The following is a 26,826-nucleotide window of genomic DNA, read 5'->3' as shown; positions in this document are numbered from 1 at the left end:
GAGAGTTAAGTGTTTGTTTTTCATTGTCGATTACCAACTTGTCCCATAGTAAGTTCTACCTTATTTCTTTGTCTCATTCTAGTTTCCAGTTTTTAAGACAGACTAGAACTTACTTTGGGAATTTACTCCGATAAAATGGTCACGAGTTCAGCACTTGCGTTGAACCAGATAATCACAGAAAAAGCATTAGGGATCACTGGTTATCGTCCAGATAAGAATAGCCAAACGATTAACCTGAATTTTAATGGGAATGAAGTAACTTTCTACTATACACCGAAGGTCAAAGATGTTACCTATACTGTCAAATATGTTTTGAAGGATAATCCTGCTATTGAGGTTGCACCATCTGTGACCCGCCAGGTTGATGGAAGTATCATCCACGCCAAAGAAGCTGCTGCAGATGTGAATAAACAGCATATGAAAAATCAGTCAGGTATTACGGATGATATGCTGGAAATGGATTACTATCCAACTGTAAATACTCAAGGCTTGGTGCTAACTTCTAATGCAGCAAATAATGTGATTATTTTTGAATATGTCGGATTTGATACTCAAACCTTTACGGTAAATTATTTGGATATGGATGGTAAGAAAATCGATGGACAAGAACCATTGGTGATTTACCGAAAGAAACCGGGGAGTTTTGTGGTGGATCATAAAACCATAAGTGGTTATACCTATAATCATTCGTTAGACAGTGAGAAAGTAGCTGATAGGACAGTGTACCGTGTAGGTAAGGGTGGTCACATAACCATTAATCTCTATTATAAGAAAAACTTAATACTGACTGCATTAGACAAGTCTAAAGTTTATGATGGCACTGCTCTATCAAGTTCGGGTCTATCTGATTTAAAACCTACTTACAGTGCAGCATTGAAAGCAGGAGACAATCTGACTGCCGTCCGTTACGATGGTAGCCAAACAGATGCAGGAGTTAGTGCTACAACGCCTAAAAATGCTAAAATTATTGATGCGACTGGGGTTGATCGAACCAACTTCTATCATATAACCTATCAGCCTGCTAATCTGACTGTAGAGCAACAACCAGTTGTCGTAGTGATTAAAGGTGAGAAGAAGTCGAAGGTCTATGATGGCGAGACAGCAACTATAGGATATAAAGTCACCGAAATCCAAGATACTAGCGGTCTCTATAAAGAATCTGACATCAGCTTTAATGGTGCAAGCGCCGAACAGACAGTTAAGAAAAAGGATGCTGGTATTTACCCACTATCTTTGCAAAATAGATTCTCTAATAGTAATCAAAATTTCAAGGTTGATTTCTTGATTTCTGATGGGGAATTACGGATCGACAAACGTCAGCTGACCATAACATCTGATTCTGCTAGCAAGGATTATGATGGCAGCGAGCTTCGTGTTGACAATATCACTGTATCAGTACCCGCTGGAGTTGACTACACAGATTTTGTCGATGGCGAAGGAGTTGTTCCAACCTTCCTGGAAGGTCCAATTGATCCCGGAATGAAGCCAAACTACTTTGATTACGCTCCAAAATCTGGTACCAATTTAGCCAATTATGAACTAGACATTCAGTTTGGCCGATTAAAGGTTAAAGATGTCATTAACATTCAGAAAACGGATTTAACATGGCAGGCTTTGTCAGGTGGCAAGTTTGAATTGACCAAGTGGGATGGTTTGAACTGGGCTCAGGTGGACGGGGCGCAGGAAATTGCCATTACCAGCAAAGATGGTATTCGGATACCAGTAGGCTTAGAAGCAGGTCGCTACCGTCTGCAAGAATTGGCAGCACCTGATGGTTTTATTGTCTTGGATAGTTATATCTACTTCAGCATCAAGGAAAACTTTAACGAAGATAAAATATCTTCCTTCTACACTGTTGCCTTGTCTGATGAAGCGGGCAATGATGCTAGTCCAGAACGAGCAACGCTTACCAAGGTTAGTGGTGATGCCAGCCATCGCATCCAAGTGGCCAATGAGCAGGGCAGAGCCTTGCCAAGCACAGGTGGAGATGGACAGAAGTGGTTTATTCTTTCTGGCCTTGTCCTCATAGTCATCTCCTATCTGATGCATCTGTTTGTTCAACGTAATCAGGAAAAGAGGTCCTAGGACTGATTTTACGCTTACATAATTAAAGTATCACAATGGGAGTTGCAGGATTTTATGTCTGCTTCTCCTTAATAAAAAATGAAAAAGGAAAAAGAAAATCATGAATAAATTAAAAAGTCTCTTCATGACCGTGTTGGCTGTGTTAGCTATGGTCTTGCCTACTCCTTTCGCTAGTGCGCAAGAGGTAAATACAAATGCAGGTGGTACAGGGACAATCACTATCCGTAACGCCTCGCAAAGTCAAAAATATACCATCTATAAACTCTTTGATGCTACTGTAACAGAAGATGGTTCAGGTATCTCTTATAAACTCCCAAGCGGTAAAACCGCACAAAATTTTGGTGGTGAAACCTGGTTTGATGTAGACAGCAAAGGCAATGTTATTGCAAAGGCAGGTGCTAATGTCTCTTCAGAAGCATTTGCGACTTGGGCAAAGAATTTCGGTACAGAAGTTACAAGTGCTACAGCGAATGATAACTCTCTTGAGTTCACACATTTGACATTTGGCTACTATTTTGTAATATCATCACTTGGTGCAGTGCTTACCGTAGATAGTACAACACCAAATGCAACTGTTATCGATAAAAACACTACTAATCCAACCATTCCAGACTCAAATAATGGTGGCGGTAAGAAAATTCTAGCAGCGGATGGAAAAACAGCAACATCAACAACAACTGCAAAAATTGGTGACACTGTTCCTTTCCAATTCAAATTTAACGCGACGAACTTTGTTACTGCAAATGGTGTCACTAAACAAATCAAATCTTACACCATTGCCGATACTCCAACAGCATTAACAATTAATCAAGATTCAGTAACTGTTAAGGTTGGGACTAAGACGCTTGTTAAAGACACAGACTATACAGTTGCTTTTAATGGAGCTGGTAAAATGACAGTTGTCTTGACATGGATCAAGGCTGACAAGTCAACTATTTACAACTCACCAATTGAAGTGAATGTAACCTATTCAGCTGTTGTAACCAAGGATGCAAAAGAAGGTCAAGCAACCAACACAGCAACACTTGGTTACAACTCTTTTGACCCAACAAATCCAACAGATCCAAATCACCCAGATAATCCAGACACTCCAGATACCCCAGATACCCCAGTAGATCCAAAAAATCCAGAAGATAATAAAACGACTGTAACCACTCACCGTTTCACTTTGAAGAAAACAAACGAAGCAAAAGCTACTCTGACTGGAGCAGAATTTAAGCTTTATGATGCTTTAAGTGGTGGTACTGAGATTAAAGTTGTAAAAGATGGAGATGCATACCGTGTAGCGGAAGCTAACGAAACAGGCGTTGCGATTGAAGCTGGCGAAGTTGTGATTAAAGGTCTGAAACATAGCACGACCTATTATCTTGAAGAAATGAAAGCACCGAATGGTTACAATATTTTGACAGAACGTCAATCCATTGAAGTGAAAGAGAATAACACAGCTCAAGCAAATATCGTCAATAAAAAGGGTGGTGTCTTGCCAAGCACTGGTGCGATTGGAACAACTTTATTCTATCTAGTTGGTTCAATCCTACTCTTGGTAGCATTGGTTTATACTATTTCAAAACGTCGTATGAACAATATCTAATTGTCCATACAATACCTAATATTTAGAATCTATCTTCGGAAGTGCAAAAGCAAGAGTGGAAGTATTTCCGAAGATATTTCTTTGGTCTTAACATAAGGAAAGGAGGGGATTTCATGATCAAATGGCTCAAAAAGAAAGGTCCGTCTTTTATCATGCCATTAATTTTTATATTGGGGATTGGACTATTGGCTTATCCATCGGTCAGTGATTATTGGAATTCCTTCCACCAATCAGAGGCCATTATGTCCTATTCTGACACAGTATCAGATATGACAGAGGATCAATACAAAGAAATCATTGATAGTGCGCGCCAGTATAATCAAGAAAACCCCTTAAACTGGAATGTGACTGCATCTGACATTGAAGCCTACAATCAGGAATTGAATTTCAATAAAGATGGCATCATGGGCTATATTGAGATTCCTAAAATTGATGTCAAGTTATCTATATTTCATGGGACAGACGAAACGGTTTTAGAGACTTCTATTGGACATCTAGAAGGAACATCGTTGCCTGTAGGAGGTTTAGGAACTCATAGTGTACTTTCAGGGCATCGTGGGCTCCCATCTGCCCGTCTGTTTTCTGATTTAGATAAGTTGAGAGAAGGCGATATATTTACCATTCACATTCTCAATGAAACACTAACTTACAAAGTGGACCAGATTCGAGTGGTTGAGCCATCAGATTTATCGGCTCTTACCATAGAACCTCAGAAAGACTTATTGACTTTGGTAACATGTACACCCTACGGTATTAATACACATAGGCTATTAGTTCGTGGCTATCGTATTGAAAATGTTAATGGTAGTGCTTTGGTTACCTCTGATGCTATCCAAATTAAAGCAATCTTTATTGCTCCATTTATCGCAACTCCAATTCTATTTGTAATCTTAATTTATATTTTTATAACAACTAGTAAAACATTTCGTTTTCGGAATAGGAATCAAGTGTTGGATGATTTTTTAGTTCCCAAGAAATTTTGAACTATTGAAAATGTTTCAAAGTCGATTTGACTCTGGAACATTTTTCTATTATAGACATTAGACAATATGGCTGAATGAGGTAATTGTTCAACTTCAAGAGCTTATTCAAACCTTAACCTCCTGTCAACTCAAATCAATTGCCTAGACCGACGATTGAAACGACTTCTTTCTAGTAACAGACCACGAGGAAAGAGGTGGCAGATATTGTAGAAATGGCGTTGAGATGTCATACTTAGTTCAGCTTATAACAAAAGCAAGACAAGGAGTAATCTATCTGAAAGCCTACATTACGCCGAAGTTTGAAGGAATTTGGGCAATAGTTTTGGTAGAAATGATGACAAATTTGTGATAATTGGCGTACATTCCATTGCAAATGATGAGATTTAGCAGTATACTGTAAGTAAGCTCATTTGGACTACCCTTCTGTATGTTTCGTCGCTTACAGTATAGTCCATTTGGGCTTTTTATTGTATTTTGAAATGAACTAGCACCACGGGTAGAGTTTACTTTTCTGTCCTCTGGCTTGAAAAAGGTCTTCGTAAAGGGTAAAATAAGGTGTTAGAAAGTAAAGGTAATTGAGATGAAGATGATTGATATTGTAAAAAATAAGAAAGTGCTGGTACTAGGTTTAGCTAAATCAGGAGAGTCTGCGGCTCGTCTTCTAGATAAATTGGGTGCTATCGTCACTGTTAACGATGGAAAGCCTTTTGAAGAAAATCCGACTGCTCAATCTTTGTTGGAAGATGGTATCCGTGTTATTTGCGGGAGCCATCCCTTGGAATTATTGGATGAAGATTTCGCTTTGATGGTAAAAAATCCAGGAATTCGCTATGATAATCCTATGGTTGAAAAAGCAATTGGAAAAGGAATTCCAGTATGGACAGAGGTTGAATTGGCCTACTTGGTATCAGATGCTCCAATCGTGGGGATTACAGGTTCCAACGGCAAGACAACGACAACGACCATGATTGCAGAAGTCTTGAATGCAGGAAATAAACCTGCAAAATTATGTGGAAATATTGGTTACCCAGCATCTTCGGTCGCTCAAACTGCAACTGCAGAGGATACCTTGGTCATGGAATTATCGTCTTTCCAGTTAATGGGGACAGAATCTTTCCGCCCGCATATCGCCGTTGTGACCAACCTCATTGCCAGTCATATTGATTATCATGGGACTTTTGAAGACTATGTAGCAGCAAAATGGATGATTCAGCGTCAGATGACGGCTGAGGATTTTGTAGTACTCAATTTCAACCAGAAAGAAGCCAAGGAATTGGCTGGACAGACCAAAGCAACGGTGGTTCCCTTTTCAACACAGGAAGTGGTTGATGGAGCTTACTTGGCAGATGGAAAACTCTATTTCAAGGGTGGATACATCATGGATGCTGACCAAATTGGTGTTCCAGGTTCACACAATGTTGAAAATGCCTTGGCAACAATTGTGGTTGCAAAATTGTTGGGAGTAGACCACCAAGCGATTCAGGAAAGTTTGTCTGCCTTTGGAGGTGTCAAACACCGCTTGCAATTTGTAGGTGAGATCAATGGGGTTTCCTTCTACAATGATAGCAAGTCTACCAATATCTTGGCGACTCAAAAAGCTCTTTCAGGGTTTGACAATAGCAAGGTCATTTTGATTGCAGGTGGCTTGGACCGTGGCAATGAATTTGATGAATTAGTCCCTGATTTGGTCGGACTAAAGAAAATGGTGATCCTTGGTCAATCAGCTCCCCGTGTTCAACGTGCAGCAGATAAGGCAGAAGTGGAAACGATAGAAGCTCTTGAAATTGCGGATGCGACTAGAAAAGCCTTTGCCATTGCAGAAAAAGGAGATATTGTCCTGTTAAGCCCAGCCAATGCAAGCTGGGATATGTATGCCAATTTTGAAGTGCGTGGTGACGTCTTCTTACAGACCTTTGAGGAGTTGAAATAATCATGAAAAAAATTGTTTTTACAGGCGGAGGGACTGTTGGGCACGTGACGCTCAATCTCCTTTTGATTCCGCGATTTTTGGAAGAAGGCTGGGAAGTCCACTATATTGGTGATGGGAACGGTATTGAACATGAGCAGGTTGTGAAATCAGGTTTAGATGTCCATTTTCATTCTATTTCGACTGGGAAATTACGCCGTTATTTCTCTTTCCAAAATATGTTGGACGTGTTTAAAGTTGGTTTTGGTGTTCTTCAATCCTTGATCATTATTGCTAAAATTCGTCCGCAAGCTCTTTTTTCAAAAGGTGGATTTGTATCGGTTCCGCCAGTTATTGCGGCCAATTTATTACGAGTACCAGTCTTTATCCATGAATCAGACTTAACAATGGGATTGGCCAATAAAATTGCCTATAAATTTGCGACAACCATGTATAGTACTTTTGAGCAACCTGCCAGCTTGACTAAAGTAAAACATGTTGGTGCAGTTACAAAAGTGGGGCAAACGAATGACAAAGTTACACCAATTCAGTTGCCAGAAATTCTCAGTCACTTCGATAAAAGTCTGCCGACCCTACTGTTTGTAGGTGGTTCGGGCGGTGCTAAGGTCTTTAATGATTTAATCAGTCAGAATAGTGCTGCTCTGACCGAACGATTCAATATTATCAACTTGACAGGGGACAGTGGTCTCAATCAATTAGATAAAAACCTATATAGAGTTGACTATGTGACAGAACTTTATCAACCCTTGATGGATTTAGCGGATGTCGTTATTACCCGTGGTGGTTCCAATACTCTGTTTGAGTTGATTGCCATGCAACAACTCCATTTGATTGTGCCACTAGGAAGGCAGGCCAGTCGAGGGGATCAGATTGAAAATGCTCTCTATGCAGAGAAAAAGGGATATTCTAAGCAGATTGATGAAAGTCAATTGACATTTGCCAGCCTGTTAGTAGAAGTCGATGAGCTATTGAAAAATAAGGAATTTTATATCCAAAACATGGCAAATTCTAATGAAATTCAGTCAGTAGATAGTTTTTACAATTTGCTTAGAGAAGATATGGGAAGGTAGGTTCTATGACGGAAAAAGATTCAAATGTAGAAGAATCAGTGCTAGAAGTGGAACAGGCGTCCCAAGTAGAATTGGATTCAGAACAAATTTCACCAGCGGAGAAAGAATCTGTATTAGCCGAAGAAAAAGGACTTTCTACGGATGTAGACATACCTGAGATGACTGCTCCGGATGATGAAAAAAGTGCCTTTTTCGAACAATGGAAAGCACGCCACCAAGCCTACCTTGCTCATAAAGATGAGGCAGATGTTCAGGCAGTTGACGAAGGGCAGACAGAACAGAAGAGCCCAAAAGCTAAAAAGAGTAAAAGAGTCCTTTTTCAGGGAATAGAAAGAAAAACAGAGAGTCTGGAATCTAAAAAGGAAACAGGGGAAAAGGTTCAAACTTTAAAAGTTGATATTCCTTCCAAAGTAGTCTGGAAAGCTATTCCGGTTCTTGTGACGAGTTTGTTACTGGCAGCGTCGGCTCTGTATTTTATTTCTCCAACCAGCAAGAAAAAACAGATAGAGGTCGTTGGAAATGAGCGACTGACTGCTGAACAGGTGGAAAATTATAGTCTGATTTCTCCAGATGATTACATTGTAACCATAGCTTTGCATGCAGATGCTTACGCAAAGAATATTAAGAAGAATAGTTCGTCCGTTGAGACAGCAACAATCAAGTTCCAGTTTCCGGCTACCTTTACCATTCACATCAAAGAATACGCTATAATAGGCTACATTCAGCAACAAAACCAGTGGTATCCGGTATTGTCTAGTGGAGAGATTGGCGGTGAACCGATTTCACAGGATTCCTTGCCAGAAGGCTATACAACAATCAATTTATCCGATAAGGAATTAATCAAGGAACTAGCCATTGAATTGGGGAAAATAGATGCAGGAATTCGTTCTGCTATTCAGACAATAAATTTAACGCCGAGTAAAGTGACCGAGGATTTGTTGACATTCAATATGAGAGATGGAAATACTGTATTAATCCCGTTGGGTGAGATTAGCCAGAAGATGTCTTACTATACAAAAATAGCAGCAGAAGTGACAGTTCCAACGACAATTGACATGGAAGTTGGTATTTATAGATATGCAAGCTAAAATAGATAATTTTGTAAAGAAAAAGTAATAAAAAAATCCTTTAAAAACACCATAATTCGATATAATATGGTATAATGAATGATGACTAATTATACTATTTTTCAAAATGGAAGATGATTTGTTAAAGTTGGAAGTAAGAGAGGACTGATAGAATGGCTAGAAACGGCTTTTTTACGGGATTAGATATTGGTACAAGCTCCGTTAAAGTCTTGGTTGCAGAATATATTGATAACGAAATGAATGTGATTGGGGTAAGCAATGTAAAAAGTGCTGGCGTCAAAGATGGAATTATTGTAAATATTGAGGTGGCTGCGGGATCGATTAAAAAAGCGATTGAGCAGGCAGAAGAAAAATCAGGTATCCGAATTGAAAAGGTAAATGTTGGATTGCCTGCTAACCTTCTTCAAATCGAACCAACTCAAGGAATGATTCCTGTCACAACAGATTCACAAGAAATTACAGACTTAGATGTTGAGAATGTTGTAAAATCAGCATTGACAAAGAGTATGACTCCGGAACGCGAAGTGATTTCATTTATTCCAGAAGAGTTCACTGTCGATGGGTTCCAAGGCATTAAGGACCCTCGTGGAATGATGGGAATTCGCTTGGAAATGCGTGGTATGCTGTACACAGGACCACGTACCATTCTTCACAATCTTCGTAAAACGGTGGAGCGTGCAGGTGTCCAAGTTGAAAATATTGTAATTTCTCCGTTGGCACTAACTCGCTCTGTATTGAATGAAGGTGAACGTGAGTTTGGTGCGACTATCATTGATCTTGGTGGTGGTCAAACGACTGTGGCTGTTATGCGTGGCCAAGAGTTGCAATACACAAACATCTACCAAGAAGGTGGAGATTATATCACAAACGATATTTCAAAAGTATTGACAACATCAAAGAGTATTGCTGAAAACTTGAAATACAACTACGGCATTGCCTATCCGCAAGATGCAAGTGATAAGGAAAAGTTCACTGTCGAAGTGATTGGAGAAAACGCTCCAGTTGAAGTGACCGAGCGCTACCTTTCAGAAGTGATTGCGGCACGTTTGCGTCAGATTTTTGACCGTGTGAAACAAGATTTGGAGCGTACACGTGCTCTAGATTTACCAGGGGGAATAGTCATTGTAGGTGGCGGTGCCATCTTACCAGGAATTACAGAATTGGCCCAAGAAGTATTTGGTGTTAACACTAAACTTTTTGTTCCAAATCAAATTGGTATCCGCAATCCAGCATTTGCAAGTGTGATTAGCTTTGTTGAGTATGTTGGTGAGTTAGAAGATGTTGAAAATATTGCCCAACATGCAGTAAATGGCGAGACTACCTTGAGACATAAGCCAGTTGAAATTCCTGTTGCTCGTCCTCGAATTAGTCAGCCAATTCAAAGAGAAATCGTGAACGAATTGAATACAGTCGATCAGGTAGAGGAACAAGTTGCTCCTACTTACCATGATGAGGAAGAAGAAGTTCGTCCAGCTGCTAAGGGAAACATCACAGATCGCATTCGTGGTTTGTTTGGCAGCATGTTTGAATAAGAGAAAAGAAAAGGTGATTTAAACTATGGCATTTTCATTTGAAGCAGCAGCTAGTCATGGTGCTGTCATTAAAGTAATCGGTGTCGGAGGTGGTGGCGGAAACGCGATTAACCGTATGATTGAAGAAGGTGTTGCTGGGGTTGAGTTCATTGCAGCAAACACAGATGTACAAGCGCTAAGTAGCTCTAAAGCTGAAACAGTTATCCAACTAGGTCCTAAATTGACTCGTGGTTTGGGTGCTGGAGGTCAACCTGAGGTTGGTCGTAAAGCTGCTGAGGAAAGCGAAGAAGCATTGACTAATGTATTAACTGGTGCAGATATGGTCTTCATCACTGCTGGTATGGGCGGTGGTTCAGGGACAGGTGCGGCTCCTGTTATTGCACGTATTGCTAAAAACTTGGGTGCGTTGACTGTCGCAGTTGTGACTCGTCCGTTTGGTTTTGAAGGAAATAAACGTGGAAACTTTGCGATTGAGGGAATTGAAGGTCTTCGCGAACAAGTAGATACACTCTTAATTATTTCAAACAACAACCTTCTTGAAATTGTTGATAAGAAAACACCGCTTTTAGAAGCACTAAGCGAAGCTGATAATGTTCTTCGTCAAGGTGTTCAAGGAATTACAGACTTGATTACAAATCCTGGTTTGATTAACTTGGACTTTGCAGATGTGAAGACAGTTATGGAAAACAAAGGAAACGCCTTGATGGGTATCGGTATCGGTACTGGTGAGGACCGAGTGATTGAGGCGGCTCGTAAAGCGATTTATTCTCCTCTTCTTGAAACAACAATTGATGGTGCAGAGGATGTCATTGTCAATGTTACAGGTGGTTATGACATGACTCTGACAGAAGCAGAAGATGCTTCAGAAATCGTTAATCAGGCTGCGGGTCAAGGTGTTAACATTTGGTTGGGTACATCTATTGATGAAACAATGAAAGATGAGATTCGTGTGACTGTTGTGGCTACAGGGGTTCGTCAAGATACTGCTGATAAACCAGCCCGCCATCGCACGGAAGCTGTTTCACCACGCCCTTCTCAACGCTTTGATCATTCAGTAGCATCAGCACCAACTCGTGGAGCTGCACAACAAACTGAAGCGCCGAAAGCTTCTGCCTTCGGAGAGTGGGATTTGCGTCGCGAAAACTTGATTCGTCCAACTGACGCAGAACCAACATCCACTGTTTCAGTCGAAAAATTTACAATGGATCAAGATGAGGATGAATTGGATACACCACCATTCTTCCGTAATCGCTAAACTAAAATGGATTTTCAAAAGAATAAGGATGCTATCTTTTCATCAGTGGCAAAAGCTGCTGAGAAGGCAGGTCGTCCGAGTGAATCAGTAAAGGTAATAGCTGTCACCAAATATGTTGACAGCTCTATTGCTAATCAGCTAGTGAATACTGGAATTACTCATATTGGAGAAAATCGAGTCGATCAGTTCTTAGAAAAGTATAATGCCCTAGCAGACAAACAATTGACATGGCATTTGATAGGGACTTTACAGAGAAGAAAGGTCAAGGACATTATTCCATTTGTTGATTATTTCCACGCCCTAGACTCTGTCAAACTAGCTCAGGAAATAGATAAACGTGCGACTAAAATAGTCAAGTGTTTCCTCCAAGTCAACGTTTCCGGTGAGGAGAGTAAGCATGGCTTTGCAGTATCTGAGATTGATACGGCACTTGCTGAAATTAGTTTATTGGCGAACATTGAACTTGTTGGATTGATGACGATGGCACCGATTGATGCTACAGATGATGAATTAGACGAGATTTTTTCTAAAATGCAGGAAATCCAAGAAGAACTAGCTACAAGGAACTTACCACGTATGCCCTTTACAGAGTTGAGTATGGGAATGAGTGGGGACTTTGAACGCGCCATTGCTCACGGAGCTACATATGTGAGAATTGGCTCAGCATTCTTTGAATAATGGAGAGGAGGAAAATATGGCATTAAAAGATACATTTAAGAACTTATTTAATTACTTTGAAGTTGACGAAGTCAATGAAGTTGAAGAACAGGCAGATGCCTATTCAATGCCTAATGATCGTCCTAAAATGCGTGTTGCCAATACTACTACAGCTGCACCTGTGCGCGAACAGCAGCCAAAAGTAGAGACGCGTCGGGAAGCACGTTCAGAAAGTCAACTTCAACGCCTACATGAAAGGCAGCAAGAATTGATGACTAATAATAACGAAAAAGAGATTGTCAAAACTACAATTGATATTAAGTTTCCAAAACGTTATGAAGATGCACCAGAGATGGTAAATCTTTTATTAGACAATGCGAGTATTCTCATTGATTTTCAATATATGTCGGAGCAACAAGCAAGACGTTGCCTAGACTACTTGGATGGTGCTCGTTCGGTATTATCTGGAAATTTGAAAAAGGTCTCAAATACCATGTGGCTGTTAACTCCAGTAAATGTCACAGTCAATATTGAAGAATTGCGCAATGCTAATGCTGGTACAACTACTGGTGTGGCGGATTCAAATTTTGACTTTGATATAAAACGGTAACGCTATGCAAATTTTGATTTTTTTACTATTAAAAATTGTAGAGATTTATTCTTATCTCTTATTGGCATACGCTTTGCTAAGTTGGTTTCCTAGCCTATACACAAGCTCGATTGGTCATTTGATTCAATGGCTGGTAGCACCGATTTTAAAACCCTTTAGGCGGTTTAATCTGCAGTTTATGGGGTTGGATTGGACCGTAATGGCAGCCATGATTGTGCTTAATATGGGAACTCGCCTTTTGATTCAATTATTGCTACTGTTAGCATAGTTATGAAAAATGACAAAGACTTATTGCAACATTTTTCTAGGGAAGAAAGAGAATTTGTAGAGAAAATAATGGATATGTGTCAGCAAGTTGAAGATACGTATTCATACAGATTAACTCAGTTTTTACATCCTAGACAAGATGAAATTGTATGCAAAATTGCTAACTACTACCAGTTACAAACGTTTTCTAGTCGGGACTTTGTTTCGACTGAACATTCGCGGGTTATTATTGCCCCGGCTTATTATGAGTTGGACATCAAGGACTTTGAGTTAACCGCTCTTCATTTGTCCTATGCTAGAAAATTTCACACCTTATCCCATTCACAAGTTCTTGGAACTTTTCTCAATCAACTAGGGATTAAAAGGGAGTATTTGGGTGATATTTTGATTGATGATGAACGATTGATTGTCTTTATCGATCAGAAATTTGGGCAGATTGCCTTACAATCTATCACTAAAATTGCTCGTGTCCCTGTTAAGGGAAAGGAAGAAGAATGGATGACTGTTCGACTACCGATTGGACAGGAATGGCGTTCAAAGGATGTGTTGGTTTCTAGTATGAGATTAGATAAATTGATTTCGGTCGCATTTAATCTTTCAAGGGCAACTGCAAATAAGTTGATCGAGGCTGGACATGTGAAGTTGGATTATGTTCTGGCAGAACAAACCAGTAAATTAGTTGAAATAGGGCAATTAATTAGTGTTAGGAGATATGGTAGAGTTCGCCTAAATGAATTTTTAGGTTTTTCTAAGCAAGGGAAGATAAAATTAAAGTTAGACATTGTTAAAACTTAGGAGGAAAGATGGCACTTACAGCATTAGAATTAAAAGATAAAACCTTTGCTACAAAATTTAGAGGATACGACGCAGATGAAGTTGATGACTTTTTGGACATTGTAACGCGTGATTATGAGGATTTAATTCGTAAAAACCATGACCAAGAGTTAGAATTGAAAAATTTGCGGGAACGTTTGGCTTATTTTGATGAGATGAAAGAATCATTGAGTAAATCAGTTCTTTTAGCTCAAGATACAGCTGAGAAAGTAAAAGTTGCGGCTGAAGATCAAGCGGCAAATATTATTAAACAAGCTGACTATGATGCGGCAACATTGTTACATGAAGCTAAAGATAAGGCAAATGAAATTCTTCGTAATGCGACTGACAACGCGAAAAAAGTTGTCATTGAAACTGAAGAATTAAAAAACCAGACACGTATTTTCCATCAGCGTCTGAAATCAACAGTAGAAAGCCAATTATCACTGGTTAATTCATCTGAATGGGAGGAAATCCTCCGTCCAACAGCAAGTTACATTCAAACAAGTGACGAAGCCTTTCGTGATGTTCTTCATAAGGCTTTGGATGAAGAATTACCTGTTGAAGAAGAAAGTTTGGATTATACACGTCAATTGACACCAGAAGAGATTGCAGAATTAACTCGTCAGGCAGCAGCTTTTGAGGGTGGAGAACCTGTAGTACTTTCAATAGAAGAATAATAGAAATCATAAGCAAAGACAAGGTCGTTAGAAATATTTTAAGCGAGTAGGAGATGGTGGAAGCCCTACAATCTCTTTCTATGGATCATCACTTTGTTTGATTTTTCCTGAAAATAGTAAGGAGAGACGTCCGTTCACGTTACGAACATAGAGGGATAGGGGAAACTCTATCTAAACTAAGGTGGTACCACGAACTTTCGTCCTTATTTGGCGGGAGTTTTTTTTATTTTTATGATACGATTAGAATTAGTAAACAAGGACAACTTTGAAGCAGTGTTACAAGTTCAACTTGCACCTGAGGACCAGCGCCGAGTGGCATCGGTTGAATATTCTTTAGCCCAAGCTTGGTTATATAAAGATTCGGGAATGATTCTACCCTATGCTGTGCTATCTGGCAGAAAAGTTGTCGGTTTTGCAATGTTATCTATTGAACCCAAAGATAATAGTTATTATTTATGGCGCTTGTTGATCGATAAGGATTTTCAAAATCGTGGATTTGGAAAAGAAGTCATCCAACAAATGATTGGAAAGGCGAAGGCGGATCCGCTTTGTCATAAAATTTCTATAAATTATGTCATTGGCAATCATAAAATGAGGTACATTTTAGAAAAACTTGGTTTTCAATCCGTTGGTTTAGAAGGCCAAGAAATGAAAATGGAATTAATTATAAGATAAAGGAGTTATGATGAAACTAAAAGAAACACTCAATTTAGGTAAGACAGCATTTCCTATGCGTGCAGGCTTACCAACACGTGAGCCAGAATGGCAAAAGGCCTGGGATGAAGCAAACTTGTATGCTCGTCGCCAAGAACTCAATGAAGGCAAACCTGCCTTCCACCTCCACGATGGCCCTCCCTACGCTAACGGAAATATCCACGTTGGACATGCTTTGAACAAGATTTCTAAAGATATTATCGTTCGCTCTAAGTCAATGTCTGGCTTCCGTGCACCATTTGTACCGGGTTGGGATACGCATGGTCTTCCTATTGAGCAAGTCTTGGCAAAACAAGGTGTTAAGCGCAAGGAAATGGACTTGGTAGAATATCTTGAAATGTGTCGTGATTACGCTCTTAGCCAAGTTGACAAGCAACGTGATGATTTCAAACGCTTGGGTGTTTCTGCAGACTGGGAAAATCCATACATCACCTTGACGAAAGACTATGAAGCAGCTCAAATCCGTGTCTTCGGTGCTATGGCAGACAAGGGCTATATTTACCGTGGTGCCAAGCCTGTCTACTGGTCATGGTCATCTGAATCTGCCCTTGCAGAAGCTGAAATCGAATACCACGACATTGACTCAACATCTCTTTATTATGCTAACAAGGTCAAAGATGGCAAGGGGCTCTTGGATACAGACAGCTACATCGTTGTCTGGACAACGACTCCATTTACAGTAACGGCTTCTCGCGGTTTGACAATGGGAGCAGACATTGACTATGTCTTGGTTCAACCAGTAGGTTCTGACCGTAAGTATGTCTTGGCAGAAGCCTTGGTTGACAACTTGGCAGCCAAATTCGGTTGGGAATCCTTCGAAGTGATTTCAAAACACAAGGGTGCTGAGTTTGAATACATCGTGACCGAACACCCATGGGATAGAGAAGTTGATGAATTGGTTATCTTAGGTGACCATGTCACAACGGACTCGGGTACTGGTATCGTCCATACGGCTCCAGGTTTTGGTGAGGATGACTATAATGTCGGTGTCAAATATGACTTGGAGGTTGCGGTAACTGTCAATGAACGTGGCTTGATGAATGAAGCTGCGGGTCCTGATTTTGAAGGGCAATTTTATGACAAGGTTGTACCAACGGTTAAGGAAAAATTAGGCGACTTGCTCCTTGCTAGTGAAGTGATCAATCACTCCTACCCATTTGACTGGAGAACCAAGAAGCCAATCATCTGGCGTGCAGTACCGCAATGGTTTGCCTCTGTTTCTAAGTTCCGTCAGGAAATCTTGGACCAAATCGAAGCAACGACCTTTATTCCTGCTTGGGGTAAAACACGTCTTTACAACATGATCCGTGACCGCGGTGACTGGGTCATCTCTCGTCAGCGTGCTTGGGGTGTGCCGCTTCCAATCTTCTATGCAGAAGATGGTACAGCGATTATGACCAAGGAAGTGACAGACCACGTTGCTGCCCTTTTTGAAGAGCATGGTTCTATCATCTGGTGGAAATCAGAAGCAAAAGATCTTTTGCCAGCTGGTTTCACTCATCCAGGTTCACCAAATGGCGAATTTACCAAAGAAACAGACATCATGGACGTATGGTTTGACTCTGGTTCATCTTGGAATGGTGTCATGAATGCCCGTGAAAATCTTGCCTACCCAGCAGACCTCTACCTAGAAGGTTCTGACCAATACCGTGGTTGGTTTAACTCATCCTTGATTACCTCTGTAGCCGTAAACGGTCATGCACCATACAAGGCTGTCTTGTCACAAGGTTTTGTCTTAGATGGCAAAGGTATGAAGATGTCTAAATCTCTAGGCAATACCATTCTACCAAGTGATGTTGAGAAACAATTTGGTGCAGAAATCTTGCGTCTGTGGGTGACATCCGTTGATACTTCAAACGACGTACGTGTGTCTATGGATATTCTTGGACAGGTTTCTGAAACCTACCGTAAAATCCGTAATACCCTTCGCTTCTTGATTGCCAACACTTCTGATTTCAATCCTGCAAGTGATGCAGTGGCTTACGAAGAGCTTCGTTCTGTTGACCAATATCTCTTGGTGAAATTTAACAAATTGGTAGCTCAAATCCGTGAAGCCTACGACAATTATGATTTCATGGGTATCTACAAATCTGTAGTAAACTTTGTAACCCTTGATTTGTCAGCCTTCTACCTCGATTTTGCCAAAGATGTTGTCTACATTGATGGTGCTAAATCACTCTCTCGTCGTCAGATGCAGACAGTTTTCTATGACATCTTGGTGAAAATTACCAAGCTCTTGACCCCAATCTTGCCACACACAGCAGAAGAAATTTGGTCATACTTGGAACACGAAGCAGAAGAGTTTGTACAATTGGCGGAAATGCCAGAGGTGGAAACCTTTGCCAATGAAGCGCAGCTTTTGGCTGATTGGGAAAACTTTATGAACTTCCGTACTCAGGCACAAAAAGCCTTGGAAGAAGCGCGTAATGTCAAAATCATCGGTAAGTCACTTGAAGCTCATTTGACTGCCTATGTCTCAGCTGAAACCAAGTCCTTCTTGGAGAGCTTGAATGCAGACCTTGCTCAGTTGCTCATTGTTTCAAACTTGACAGTAACCACGGAAGCAGCTCCTGAAAGTGCACTTGTGGTGGATGAAGTTGCCTTTGCAGTAGAACGTGCAGCAGGTGAAGTGTGTGATCGTTGCCGCCGTATTGATACTAGCGTTGTAGAACGTAGCTATGGTGCGACAATCTGTGACCACTGTGCAAGCGTAGTGGAAGAAAACTTTGCTGAAGCAGTAGCTCAAGGTTTTGAAGCTTAAGTAATCACAATACATTTGTTAAAGTCTATCTAGCGATAGGCTTTTTTTGTAATACTCTTCGAAAATCAAAAGTATCCGTTGTCAAGAGCCTTGATGAGTGAAAAGCTCCAGTGGAGGTTTTCAGCCTGTTACCTTGAAATAAGAAAGTAACAGAGTTCTATCTTCGGCTTCGTTTCCTAGGCTACTTTTGATTTTCATTGAGTATAAATAGAAAAAAAAGAAGCCAATTGGCTTCTTACACTTCTGCGATAATGGGAATAGACATTTCAATCAAACGGTCTGTGTGAATCGTTTGAATGGCAGCCTTGTTAATAGTTCGTTCATCAATTTTTCGATGAAGGAAGAAATCACGAATTTGCTCGATTTCATTTTGTTGTACTGCACGGTATTTATTACTGATCAAGAGTTCATAATGACGGGGTGCCTGTGTGAAAATAACGTCTGTATTCCCTGCAGAATAAGTCTCTACTAGGAAAGCATCAGTATTAGCCAACTGGCTTTGGACAAGATTGGGATGACTATTTGTCGTGTTAATGATTTTCATGTGGAACCTCCTCTATCTCTTTGGCTACATTATAGCACGATTAGAGTGTTTTTACTAGTTATTGAATGAATTTTCTTGCAATTTCCATTGTTCAATGCCCCATTTGTGACTACCACGTTTGAGTTTATCGATGGCTTCATTGACTGGGAACCAGGCAATATGGTTGAAATCTTCTAGTGGTTGTCCTATTTGATGGTAGCTAGTTACTTCATAGATGTAGGCTGGATTATAGAAATGGGTATCGCGGTGGCTAGAGTAGAAGTATTCGTCAGCCTGACCAAAGTATTTTCCGATTTCAGCGGTGAATCCAAGCTCTTCCATCAATTCACGTTCCAGTGCTATGAGGTGGTTTTCTCCCTTTTCAATTTCTCCACCAGGAAGAAACCAAGCTCCGTTTGGTGCTTGAACGAGTATAATCTGTTCTTTCTTTTCATCTGGGATAACTGCGTAAACACCAAAGCGACTCTGGTAGCTGACGCCAGCCTTCTTTTCTCCAAATACAGCGATTTTCTCCATAGGCAATTCTATCCTCTTTCATAATTGGAATGAGTTGTATACATTATACCACTTTTTTATTATTTTTCCTTGTGATAGGCTTTACAAAGTAAAATTTTTTTATAGGATGGAGATGGGGAAAAATTTAGAAAAATAGAGTATCAAAACAGTAAAATAGGCTACTCGTAGGGAGCAGCTCTATTTTCTTATTTTGTCTTTGTTTGTACCTTGATTTGAATTGTACCTTTACTTGACATGACAGCACGTAGGTCTTTTTCTGCTGGATGTTCTAAGTAGAAGTCGGTGATAGCATCTTCAATCTGATCTTGGATGGTTCTGCGTAGTGGACGAGCTCCCATCTTTGGATCGTAGCCAAGGTCCACTAATTTCTCCTTAACTTTATCTGTTACATGGAGGCTGATGCCATTGTGAGAAAGGCGTTTGTTTACATCGTCTAGCATGAGGCTGACGATTTCAAGTAGGTTTTCCTTGCTCAGTGGTTGGAACTCAATAATACCGTCAAATCGGTTCATAAATTCAGGTGTGAAGAAATTGCTAAGTTGGCCAAGGACTGATTGAGTCCGCCCTTCCATAGCCGCACCAAAACCGACACTTGCTTCAACTTTTCCAGTACCAGCATTTGAGGTCATGATGATAATGGTGTCTTTGAAGCTGACCGTGCGTCCCTGTCCATCTGTCAGACGCCCATCGTCTAAGACCTGAAGGAACATGTGCATGACATCTGGGTGGGCTTTTTCAACTTCGTCAAGGAGGATGAGTGAGTAAGGATTACGACGGACTTTTTCAGTCAATTGTCCAGCCTCCTCATAGCCTACATAGCCTGGAGGAGCTCCGACGAGTTTAGCGACAGCGTGTTTTTCCATGTATTCGGACATGTCGAAGCGGATCATGCTGTCCGCCGAACCGAAGAGTTCGATAGCTAATTGCTTAGACAATTCGGTTTTACCGACACCTGTTGGTCCGACAAAGAGGAAGGAGCCGATTGGGCGGTTTGGCGCACCAAGACCAACACGGTTGCGGCGAATAGCCTTGGCAATCTTATCCACAGCTTCATCTTGACCGATAACGTGGACCTTGAGATCGCTAGCCAGGTTGATCAATTGCGATTGTTCTTTTTCTTTCAAATCGCCAACAGGTATGTTGGTTTTTTGTTCTACGATGGCTTCAATTTCCTTTTCAGTAATGAGGGGAATATCTTCCTCGCTGATGGTTGCCTTTTGCATTTCCTTATACTTGGCAATCTGGTCACGGAAATAGGCTGCCTTTTCATAGTCCTCGTCACGAGTTGCTTGGGCCTTACGGTTTTCGGCATCTATTAAGCGTTGATCAATTTCCTTTGGATCAATAAAGTTGAGGGTCAAATTCATTTTTGAACCAGCTTCATCCAGAAGGTCAATAGCCTTGTCTGGTAGGAAACGGTCTTGAATGTAGCGGTTGGACAGTACTGCAGCAGCTTCGATAGCAGCATCGGAGTATTTAACATGATGGTAATCCTGGTATTTATTTTGGATACCTTTGAGAATAGTAATGGTTTCTTCGACACTTGGTTCTTCAACTTTTACAGGTTGCATACGGCGTTCTAGGGCGGCATCTTTTTCGATAATACGGTACTCGTTGAGCGTTGTTGCACCGACTAGTTGCATTTCACCACGTGCGAGGGCTGGTTTGAGGATATTGCCTGCATCCATGTTACCATCGCCTGCAGAGCCAGCACCGACAATTTCGTGAATCTCGTCAATAAAAAGAATGATTTCGCGACGATTACGGATTTCTTCCATGAGTTTTTGCATGCGTTCTTCAAATTGTCCACGGATACCTGTTCCTTGTACGAGGCTGACAACATCCAGACGAATGACTTCCTTGTCTCGTAATTTTTGTGGGACATCGCCATCGACAATTTTTTGAGCCAAGCCTTCAACAACCGCTGTTTTACCTACACCAGGCTCACCGATAAGAACAGGATTGTTTTTTGTACGACGGTTGAGAATTTCGATGACACGGGTAATTTCTTGATCGCGACCGATTACTGGATCAATATCCCCACGACGGGCAATTTCGGTAACGTTGATACCAAATTCTTCAAGGAGCCCATTTGGTTGTTGGGGTTGTTGCGGAGGAGGGGTCTGTCCACCACGTCCATTATGCCCACCGGCTTGAGTGGGAGGAGTCTGTTCGCGATTTTTTCCAGCAGGGGTATTGCCAGGATAGCCACCTAGGTGATTGAAAAATTCACTAAAGGGATCCATATTGTTAGGATTTGTTAAATCTCCCAACCCACGTAGGATGGCATTATTAGGGTCTGTTTTCATGATTTGGTAGCAGTTGTGACAGAGATCTACCTGCTGCTGTTTACCGTTTAAGTTGGTGTAGAGATGGATCGTTGCGTCGTTGATATTACAATTTTTGCAGAGCATAATTCTACCTCTTTCTGTGAAAAAATGTGACCTATTGTTAAATGGTCAAAAAAGGTCAGTTCTAGCTTTATTATAACAAGATTCATAGAAAAATCAAGAAACTGCTACGCTTGGAAAAACTTTCTATGAAAAATAGGGCGATAGGAAGAAAATAGGGAAAAAATAAGACTTTTTTGGTAATATGTGGTAAAATATTCCTATAAAAAGGATTAGGAGAACGAATATGGAATCACATTTGGTGAGAATTATCAATCGTCTGGAGGCTATGGCTAATGACGGCGGTACGTTGAAACGTAATTTCGAACGTGATGGTATTGTTGTTGCAGAAGTGGCTTATAGCTATGACGAGGAAAATGGTTCAGTATTTACCTTGCGTGATGTTGCTGCTCGTGAAACGTACGCGTTTGACAGCATCGACTTGATTGCAATGGAAATCTATGAGCTATTGTACTAAGAAGAAGTGAGAGGCACCTAAGGGTGCTTTTTTCTTGTGTAAATTGAATATTATAAACAAAAGTATTGCATAAATATTCAAAAATGGTATAATAGACTCTAAATGACAGAATTGGAGTAAGATGAATGAATTTTTCTTTTTTGCCTGAGTATTGGGCTTATTTTAATTATGGGGCAATTGTTACCCTCATTATTGCATTTTTCTCAGTATTTTTTGGTAGTATTTTAGGTGTGTTGCTTGCCTTTGCTCAGCGTAGTAAGTATAAAGTTTTAGCTTGGACTGCCAATATCTATGTCTGGATTTTCCGTGGGACACCGATGATTGTCCAGATTATGATTGCTTTTGCGATGACACATTTTGTAGCACCAACTTTTCAGCTAGGAATTTTGACGGTTGATTTGACGCGCTTGATTCCAGGTATTATTGTTATTTCGATGAACTCGGGTGCCTATGTATCTGAAACTGTTCGTGCTGGTATTAATGCTGTACCAAAAGGACAGCTGGAAGCAGCTTATTCGCTTGGTATTAGACCAAAGCAGGCGATGCGTTACGTTATTATGCCACAGGCTATCAAGAATATTCTTCCAGCCTTGGGAAATGAATTTGTGACTATTGTTAAGGATAGCTCACTTTTGTCAACCATCGGTGTGATGGAATTATGGAACGGTGCTCAGACAGTTCAATCTACTTCTTATATTCCTTTAACACCACTTGTATTTGCAGCGAGCTATTATCTAATTATGACAACGGTGCTAACAGTGATTATTCAGTCGTTTGAGAAAAAGTTGAACAAGGGAGGGCAGTTCCATGTCTAATGCGATTATTTCTATCAAGGATTTACATAAGTACTTCGGAAAGAATGAGGTTCTAAAAGGAATTGATTTAGATATTCAACAAGGTCAGGTGGTCGTTATTATCGGTCCATCAGGGTCAGGGAAATCGACTTTCTTACGCACAATGAACCTCTTAGAAGTGCCAACCAAGGGAACTGTTACATTTGAAGGTGTTGATATTACTGACAAGTCAAATGATATTTTCAAGATGCGTGAAAAGATGGGAATGGTTTTTCAACAGTTCAATCTTTTTCCAAATATGACGGTATTAGATAATATTACTTTATCACCTATTAAGACAAAGGGAATTGCAAAGGATGAGGCTGAGAAGAAGGCTAAGGAATTACTTGAAAAGGTAGGATTGCCAGATAAGGCGAATGCCTATCCACAAAGCCTTTCAGGTGGTCAGCAACAACGGATCGCTATTGCACGTGGTCTGGCCATGGACCCAGATGTCCTACTTTTTGATGAACCGACCTCTGCACTAGACCCTGAAATGGTTGGTGAAGTTCTTGCTGTAATGCAGGATTTGGCCAAGTCAGGGATGACCATGGTTATCGTGACTCATGAGATGGGATTTGCGCGTGAGGTAGCTGACAGGGTTATCTTTATGGATGGCGGTGTCATCGTGGAGGATGGAACGCCTGAAGAAGTCTTTGAACATACCAAGGAAGAACGGACTAAGGATTTCTTGTCTAAGGTCTTGTAATAAATGAACAAATAAGTACGACTCCGATATTGTTCGGAGTTTTTTGCTACATGCTATATTCTACTTTGGACAAGTATAGTCAGTCGGAGAATTTTAGGGTATAATAGAAAAAACAAAAGGAGTGTAGGTATGACAGTCATTGATGGGAAAGCACTAGGTGTAAAATTGCAGGCTGCCTTGGCGGAGAAAACTGCTCGATTAAAAGAAGAAAAGGGGTTGGTACCAGGTCTTGTAGTTATTTTAGTTGGCGAAAATCCTGCTAGTCAGGTCTATGTACGGAATAAGGAGCGGTCAGCTCTAGCTGCTGGATTCAAGAGTGAGGTTGTTCGCGTTCCAGATACGATTTCTGAGTCAGACTTGTTGGATTTGATTGAGCGCTATAATCAGGATGATGAATGGCATGGTATTTTGGTGCAATTGCCCTTACCAGCCCACATCAGCGAGGAGAAGGTCTTGTTGGCCATTGACCCAGATAAGGATGTGGATGGTTTTCATCCGACTAACATGGGGAAATTCTGGTCAGGTCATCCTGTTATGATTCCATCTACCCCAGCAGGAATTATGGAAATGTTCAAAGAATATCAGATTGAGCTGGAAGGGAAGTCTGCTTTAGTTATTGGTCGTTCTAATATTGTTGGTAAACCGATGGCACAGCTGTTATTGGATGCCAATGCTACTGTAACGATTGCGCATTCTCGCACCAAAAACTTGCCAGAGCTTGCTCGTCAGGCCGATATTCTTGTTGTTGCCATTGGTCGTGGTCATTTTGTGACCAAGGAATTTGTTAAGCCAGGTGCCGTGGTGATTGATGTTGGTATGAATCGTGATGAAAATGGCAAGCTAATCGGTGATGTCAAATACGATGAAGTATCAGAAGTGGCAAGTTATATTACCCCAGTTCCAGGTGGTGTTGGTCCGATGACTATTACCATGTTGATGGAACAGACCTATGAAGCTTGTGTCAGAAGTGCAAAATAAGATAGAGAGTTTAATAAAAATAAATATATCTATGCCTGCCTTGGTAAAGCTTTATTCTTAGAACCTGTATTTACAAGCGAAGTACTCATATTAAGAGACAGATTTAGCTAATCAAGGTAATTTTTTGGGGGGATATTGATTGTATTTTGAAAAAAACTAACGATGAGTAGCTTAAAAACTAGCCTTAGAATAGAAGCGTTGAACTGTGAATACAGGTTCTTAAATTATGCTTGTAGTTTTGGTAGCTAACAGTAATGAGTGCAGTCCCCGTATGAATAAGTCTATTTTTAAACGACTCTACTTATTTTATTGGTCATATTCAATAAATCAGTCTTAAGACGGATGTGACTTTTAGTAATATTGGTTATACTATACCCAATCCTAAATATTTTTCATAATCTCCTGAAAAGCCTGATCGTGTGATCAGGTTTTTTTGTATGCAAAAATGAATCTGTACAAAAAAAACAGTACTATTTCTCAAAGTTTGAACAACATCCCAGTGTAGTAAAAACGTTTGGAGACAGATTGTTTCAGCTCAACAACTGGGAATAAAGATTTATTGCCGAACTCTTTTATACTCTTCGAAAATCAAAATCAGACGTTGTTGACTTGATTTGATGAACTTCAGTTCTATCTGCATCTGCGTCGCCTAGTCTGATTTTCATTGAGTATTATCTGTTTAGTTCTTTCTCTCTTTCATTTTGTGTTTATAATGTTTTAGGTGATTGTGGGACGTTTTCAGTGAAACTGCTAATGGAACGGTTTTACTCCTAGCCTTATCTGAGTAATAATAGGATAAAACTCATATACCCACATAAGAGTGATAGAGGTTTGTGAATAGTATTTAGTTAGAAACATTTGTTATCAAATACAGGTTCTACGTTATATTTAAAGAACTTCTCTATCATTCGTTAAATATTTCTTCTCCGATTTATCGCTAGATAGGAGCAGTGTATGCGTTTCTAAAAATCTAAAGTTGGAGGATGTTCAATTTTAAATAAGTTACAATCTGCAAATCACTACTAAAATCAATTTATCCCTTATACAGGGTAATGTAATAAATTGTTTTTTCTTTGTTTTTCGTATGTTTTTTCAAAAAAATATATGAAACAAATGAGGGGAATCTAGTGATGCACTAGCTATGAAAAAAATATTTATATTAATGGAATTGTTTGAGAAATCAGAAGGAAGTAGTTTTTCGATTTGCATACATATTTTAACTTAAAAATATGTGTGCAAAAAGTTCTGATTTTTTTGTGTTTTTTTAAGAAATTGGCATTGTTGACAAACTAGGGATTGGCTTGGTATCATGTACAGGCTAATTTGATCGTATTATATTCACAAAAATGTATATGTTTTGATTGATAGGTGATATTTAGAAGTAAATAAGCATATATTTTGTAGCGAAAGCAATATAAGCAAAAAGGAGAGAGGAAGAAGCAATGTTAAATGCAAAAGACCTTAGAAAACTGAAGCGTTCTGAATTATTTGAACTCTTGGTTGAGCAGGCAAAGGAAATAGAGTCTTATCAAGCAAAATTAGTAGATTTGGAAAAAAGAATTGAGTATCGCGAAGCGGTTTTGGGAGAAATTGGTTCGATAGCGGAGGCGTCTCTAGCAGTTACTAGGATTTTTGAAGAAGCACAATTGGCTGCAAATATTTATCTTGAACAAGTTCAAAAAGTTACACATAAACAATCTGATAATTGTGAAATAGGGAGAACAGATGAGGATGGCGACTAATAAAAATAAGGATCATGTTACCATATCAGATTTACCCAGTATATCAATAATGTCAGAGGAGCTGGATAAAATACGATATAAAGAGCGGTATCTAGAGACATTAAAAAATACTATTTTCACGCTTGTTACTGTCGCTGCACTTGCAGTATTAATAGCCATGTTATGGTTGCCAGTTCTACATATTTATGGAAGCTCTATGTCTCCTACTCTGGAAGCAGGTGATATGGTGGCAACTGTGAAGACAAATACACTTTCAACTGGAGATATGGTTGCATTCTACTACAATAATAAGGTTTTGGTAAAAAGAGTAGTAGCAACTTCTGGTCAGTGGGTAAATATAGATGAGCAGGGGAATGTTTATGTAAATGGAAAAACATTAGACGAACCCTATGTTAAAGATAAGGCCTATGGTCAAACGGATATTAAACTACCGTACCAGGTTCCAGAAGGTCAATATTTTGTAATGGGAGATCATCGCAGTGTATCTATTGATTCTAGAAATACAGCTATTGGGTCGATTGGTGAGGAGCAACTGGTTGGAAAGTTAACCTTTCGGATATGGCCATTTCATAAAATGGGAGTAATCAAATAAAGGAAGGAGAT

24 protein-coding genes and 1 pseudogene are annotated in these 26,826 nt (G+C 40.0%); 21 read left to right on the top strand and 4 right to left on the bottom strand.

Going from position 1 to position 26,826, the window contains the following annotated elements:
* The first annotated feature begins 135 nt into the window (after positions 1–135).
* The 3 genes from ODU34_RS02785 to ODU34_RS02775 all read left to right on the top strand — a co-directional run bounded on the left by ODU34_RS02785 (position 136) and on the right by ODU34_RS02775 (position 4,659).
* On the top strand, positions 136–2,085 hold the full coding sequence (locus ODU34_RS02785; RefSeq protein WP_398578366.1) for a SpaA isopeptide-forming pilin-related protein: 1,950 nt from the start codon (positions 136–138) through the stop codon (positions 2,083–2,085).
* Between the two features lie 100 nt (positions 2,086–2,185).
* Complete coding sequence (locus ODU34_RS02780; RefSeq protein ID WP_398578365.1) at positions 2,186–3,676, top strand: SpaH/EbpB family LPXTG-anchored major pilin; 1,491 nt, start codon at positions 2,186–2,188, stop codon at positions 3,674–3,676.
* 113 nt (positions 3,677–3,789) lie between these two features.
* Positions 3,790–4,659: a class C sortase gene (locus ODU34_RS02775; protein ID WP_044758535.1), complete on the top strand. Its 870-nt coding sequence runs from the start codon at positions 3,790–3,792 to the stop codon at positions 4,657–4,659.
* A gap of 131 nt (positions 4,660–4,790) precedes the next feature.
* On the opposite strand, the pseudogene ODU34_RS02770 reads toward ODU34_RS02775, so the two are convergent.
* Positions 4,791–5,032: pseudogene (locus ODU34_RS02770) on the bottom strand (IS982 family transposase); the annotation flags it as partial.
* A 207-nt stretch (positions 5,033–5,239) separates the two neighbouring features.
* Here ODU34_RS02770 and murD point away from each other — a divergent pair.
* From murD to ileS, 12 genes are all read left to right on the top strand, one after another.
* Positions 5,240–6,589, top strand: a complete 1,350-nt coding sequence (gene murD, locus ODU34_RS02765; RefSeq protein WP_398578364.1) for a UDP-N-acetylmuramoyl-L-alanine--D-glutamate ligase — start codon at positions 5,240–5,242, stop codon at positions 6,587–6,589.
* A gap of 2 nt (positions 6,590–6,591) precedes the next feature.
* A complete protein-coding gene (locus ODU34_RS02760) occupies positions 6,592–7,656 on the top strand; it encodes a UDP-N-acetylglucosamine--N-acetylmuramyl-(pentapeptide) pyrophosphoryl-undecaprenol N-acetylglucosamine transferase (RefSeq protein ID WP_318820405.1) in 1,065 nt (354 codons plus the stop codon).
* Positions 7,657–7,661: 5 nt separating this feature from the next.
* Positions 7,662–8,744, top strand: coding sequence for a cell division protein FtsQ/DivIB (locus tag ODU34_RS02755; RefSeq protein WP_105121871.1), 1,083 nt, complete (start codon positions 7,662–7,664; stop codon positions 8,742–8,744).
* Between the two features lie 152 nt (positions 8,745–8,896).
* The gene (gene ftsA, locus ODU34_RS02750) at positions 8,897–10,276 is read left to right on the top strand and encodes a cell division protein FtsA (protein ID WP_105178968.1); all 1,380 of its coding nucleotides are present in this window, start codon (positions 8,897–8,899) and stop codon (positions 10,274–10,276) included.
* 25 nt (positions 10,277–10,301) lie between these two features.
* Positions 10,302–11,531: a cell division protein FtsZ gene (gene ftsZ / locus ODU34_RS02745; RefSeq protein ID WP_024385822.1), complete on the top strand. Its 1,230-nt coding sequence runs from the start codon at positions 10,302–10,304 to the stop codon at positions 11,529–11,531.
* A gap of 6 nt (positions 11,532–11,537) precedes the next feature.
* Positions 11,538–12,209, top strand: a complete 672-nt coding sequence (locus tag ODU34_RS02740; RefSeq protein WP_136647334.1) for a YggS family pyridoxal phosphate-dependent enzyme — start codon at positions 11,538–11,540, stop codon at positions 12,207–12,209.
* A 16-nt stretch (positions 12,210–12,225) separates the two neighbouring features.
* Positions 12,226–12,798 carry a cell division protein SepF gene (locus tag ODU34_RS02735; RefSeq protein ID WP_205015016.1) on the top strand — a complete coding sequence of 191 codons (573 nt, stop codon included), beginning with the start codon at positions 12,226–12,228 and terminating at the stop codon, positions 12,796–12,798.
* 4 nt (positions 12,799–12,802) lie between these two features.
* Positions 12,803–13,066, top strand: a complete 264-nt coding sequence (locus tag ODU34_RS02730) for a YggT family protein (protein ID WP_172030140.1) — start codon at positions 12,803–12,805, stop codon at positions 13,064–13,066.
* Between the two features lie 2 nt (positions 13,067–13,068).
* Complete coding sequence (locus ODU34_RS02725) at positions 13,069–13,860, top strand: RNA-binding protein (protein WP_205015015.1); 792 nt, start codon at positions 13,069–13,071, stop codon at positions 13,858–13,860.
* 8 nt (positions 13,861–13,868) lie between these two features.
* On the top strand, positions 13,869–14,558 hold the full coding sequence (locus ODU34_RS02720) for a DivIVA domain-containing protein (RefSeq protein WP_024411799.1): 690 nt from the start codon (positions 13,869–13,871) through the stop codon (positions 14,556–14,558).
* 231 nt (positions 14,559–14,789) lie between these two features.
* Positions 14,790–15,233, top strand: a complete 444-nt coding sequence (locus tag ODU34_RS02715) for a GNAT family N-acetyltransferase (protein WP_044761895.1) — start codon at positions 14,790–14,792, stop codon at positions 15,231–15,233.
* Positions 15,234–15,243: 10 nt separating this feature from the next.
* Positions 15,244–18,033 (top strand): isoleucine--tRNA ligase, encoded by a 2,790-nt coding sequence (ileS, locus tag ODU34_RS02710; protein ID WP_205015014.1) that lies wholly within the window; start codon positions 15,244–15,246, stop codon positions 18,031–18,033.
* A 235-nt stretch (positions 18,034–18,268) separates the two neighbouring features.
* Here the strand turns inward: ileS and ODU34_RS02705 are convergent, their stop codons facing one another.
* The 3 genes from ODU34_RS02705 to ODU34_RS02695 form a co-directional block, all read right to left on the bottom strand.
* Complete coding sequence (locus tag ODU34_RS02705) at positions 18,269–18,577, bottom strand: DUF1827 family protein (protein ID WP_002938710.1); 309 nt, start codon at positions 18,575–18,577, stop codon at positions 18,269–18,271.
* Between the two features lie 54 nt (positions 18,578–18,631).
* Positions 18,632–19,093, bottom strand: coding sequence for an NUDIX hydrolase (locus ODU34_RS02700; protein WP_002938708.1), 462 nt, complete (start codon positions 19,091–19,093; stop codon positions 18,632–18,634).
* A 185-nt stretch (positions 19,094–19,278) separates the two neighbouring features.
* Positions 19,279–21,507 carry an AAA family ATPase gene (locus ODU34_RS02695; RefSeq protein ID WP_398578363.1) on the bottom strand — a complete coding sequence of 743 codons (2,229 nt, stop codon included), beginning with the start codon at positions 21,505–21,507 and terminating at the stop codon, positions 19,279–19,281.
* A 223-nt stretch (positions 21,508–21,730) separates the two neighbouring features.
* On the opposite strand from ODU34_RS02695, the gene ODU34_RS02690 reads away from it, so the two are divergent.
* The 6 genes from ODU34_RS02690 to lepB all read left to right on the top strand — a co-directional run bounded on the left by ODU34_RS02690 (position 21,731) and on the right by lepB (position 26,815).
* Positions 21,731–21,961 carry a DUF1797 family protein gene (locus ODU34_RS02690; RefSeq protein WP_002938704.1) on the top strand — a complete coding sequence of 77 codons (231 nt, stop codon included), beginning with the start codon at positions 21,731–21,733 and terminating at the stop codon, positions 21,959–21,961.
* A 125-nt stretch (positions 21,962–22,086) separates the two neighbouring features.
* Complete coding sequence (locus ODU34_RS02685; protein ID WP_002938702.1) at positions 22,087–22,776, top strand: amino acid ABC transporter permease; 690 nt, start codon at positions 22,087–22,089, stop codon at positions 22,774–22,776.
* Positions 22,769–23,503 carry an amino acid ABC transporter ATP-binding protein gene (locus tag ODU34_RS02680; protein WP_002943067.1) on the top strand — a complete coding sequence of 245 codons (735 nt, stop codon included), beginning with the start codon at positions 22,769–22,771 and terminating at the stop codon, positions 23,501–23,503. The genes ODU34_RS02685 and ODU34_RS02680 overlap by 8 nt, the downstream gene beginning before the upstream one ends.
* Before the next feature lie 129 nt (positions 23,504–23,632).
* On the top strand, positions 23,633–24,481 hold the full coding sequence (locus tag ODU34_RS02675; protein WP_024380045.1) for a bifunctional methylenetetrahydrofolate dehydrogenase/methenyltetrahydrofolate cyclohydrolase: 849 nt from the start codon (positions 23,633–23,635) through the stop codon (positions 24,479–24,481).
* A gap of 1,442 nt (positions 24,482–25,923) precedes the next feature.
* Positions 25,924–26,223 (top strand): hypothetical protein, encoded by a 300-nt coding sequence (locus ODU34_RS02670; protein WP_023369568.1) that lies wholly within the window; start codon positions 25,924–25,926, stop codon positions 26,221–26,223.
* Positions 26,213–26,815, top strand: coding sequence for a signal peptidase I (gene lepB, locus ODU34_RS02665; RefSeq protein ID WP_172004968.1), 603 nt, complete (start codon positions 26,213–26,215; stop codon positions 26,813–26,815). Before ODU34_RS02670 ends, lepB begins: the two co-directional genes overlap by 11 nt.
* The last annotated feature ends 11 nt before the right edge of the window (positions 26,816–26,826 follow it).

The organism is Streptococcus sp. 2018WUSS126 (genome assembly GCF_044427425.1).
Taxonomy (GTDB): domain Bacteria; phylum Bacillota; class Bacilli; order Lactobacillales; family Streptococcaceae; genus Streptococcus; species Streptococcus hashimotonensis.
This window is presented reverse-complemented; position numbering and strand designations above follow the sequence as displayed.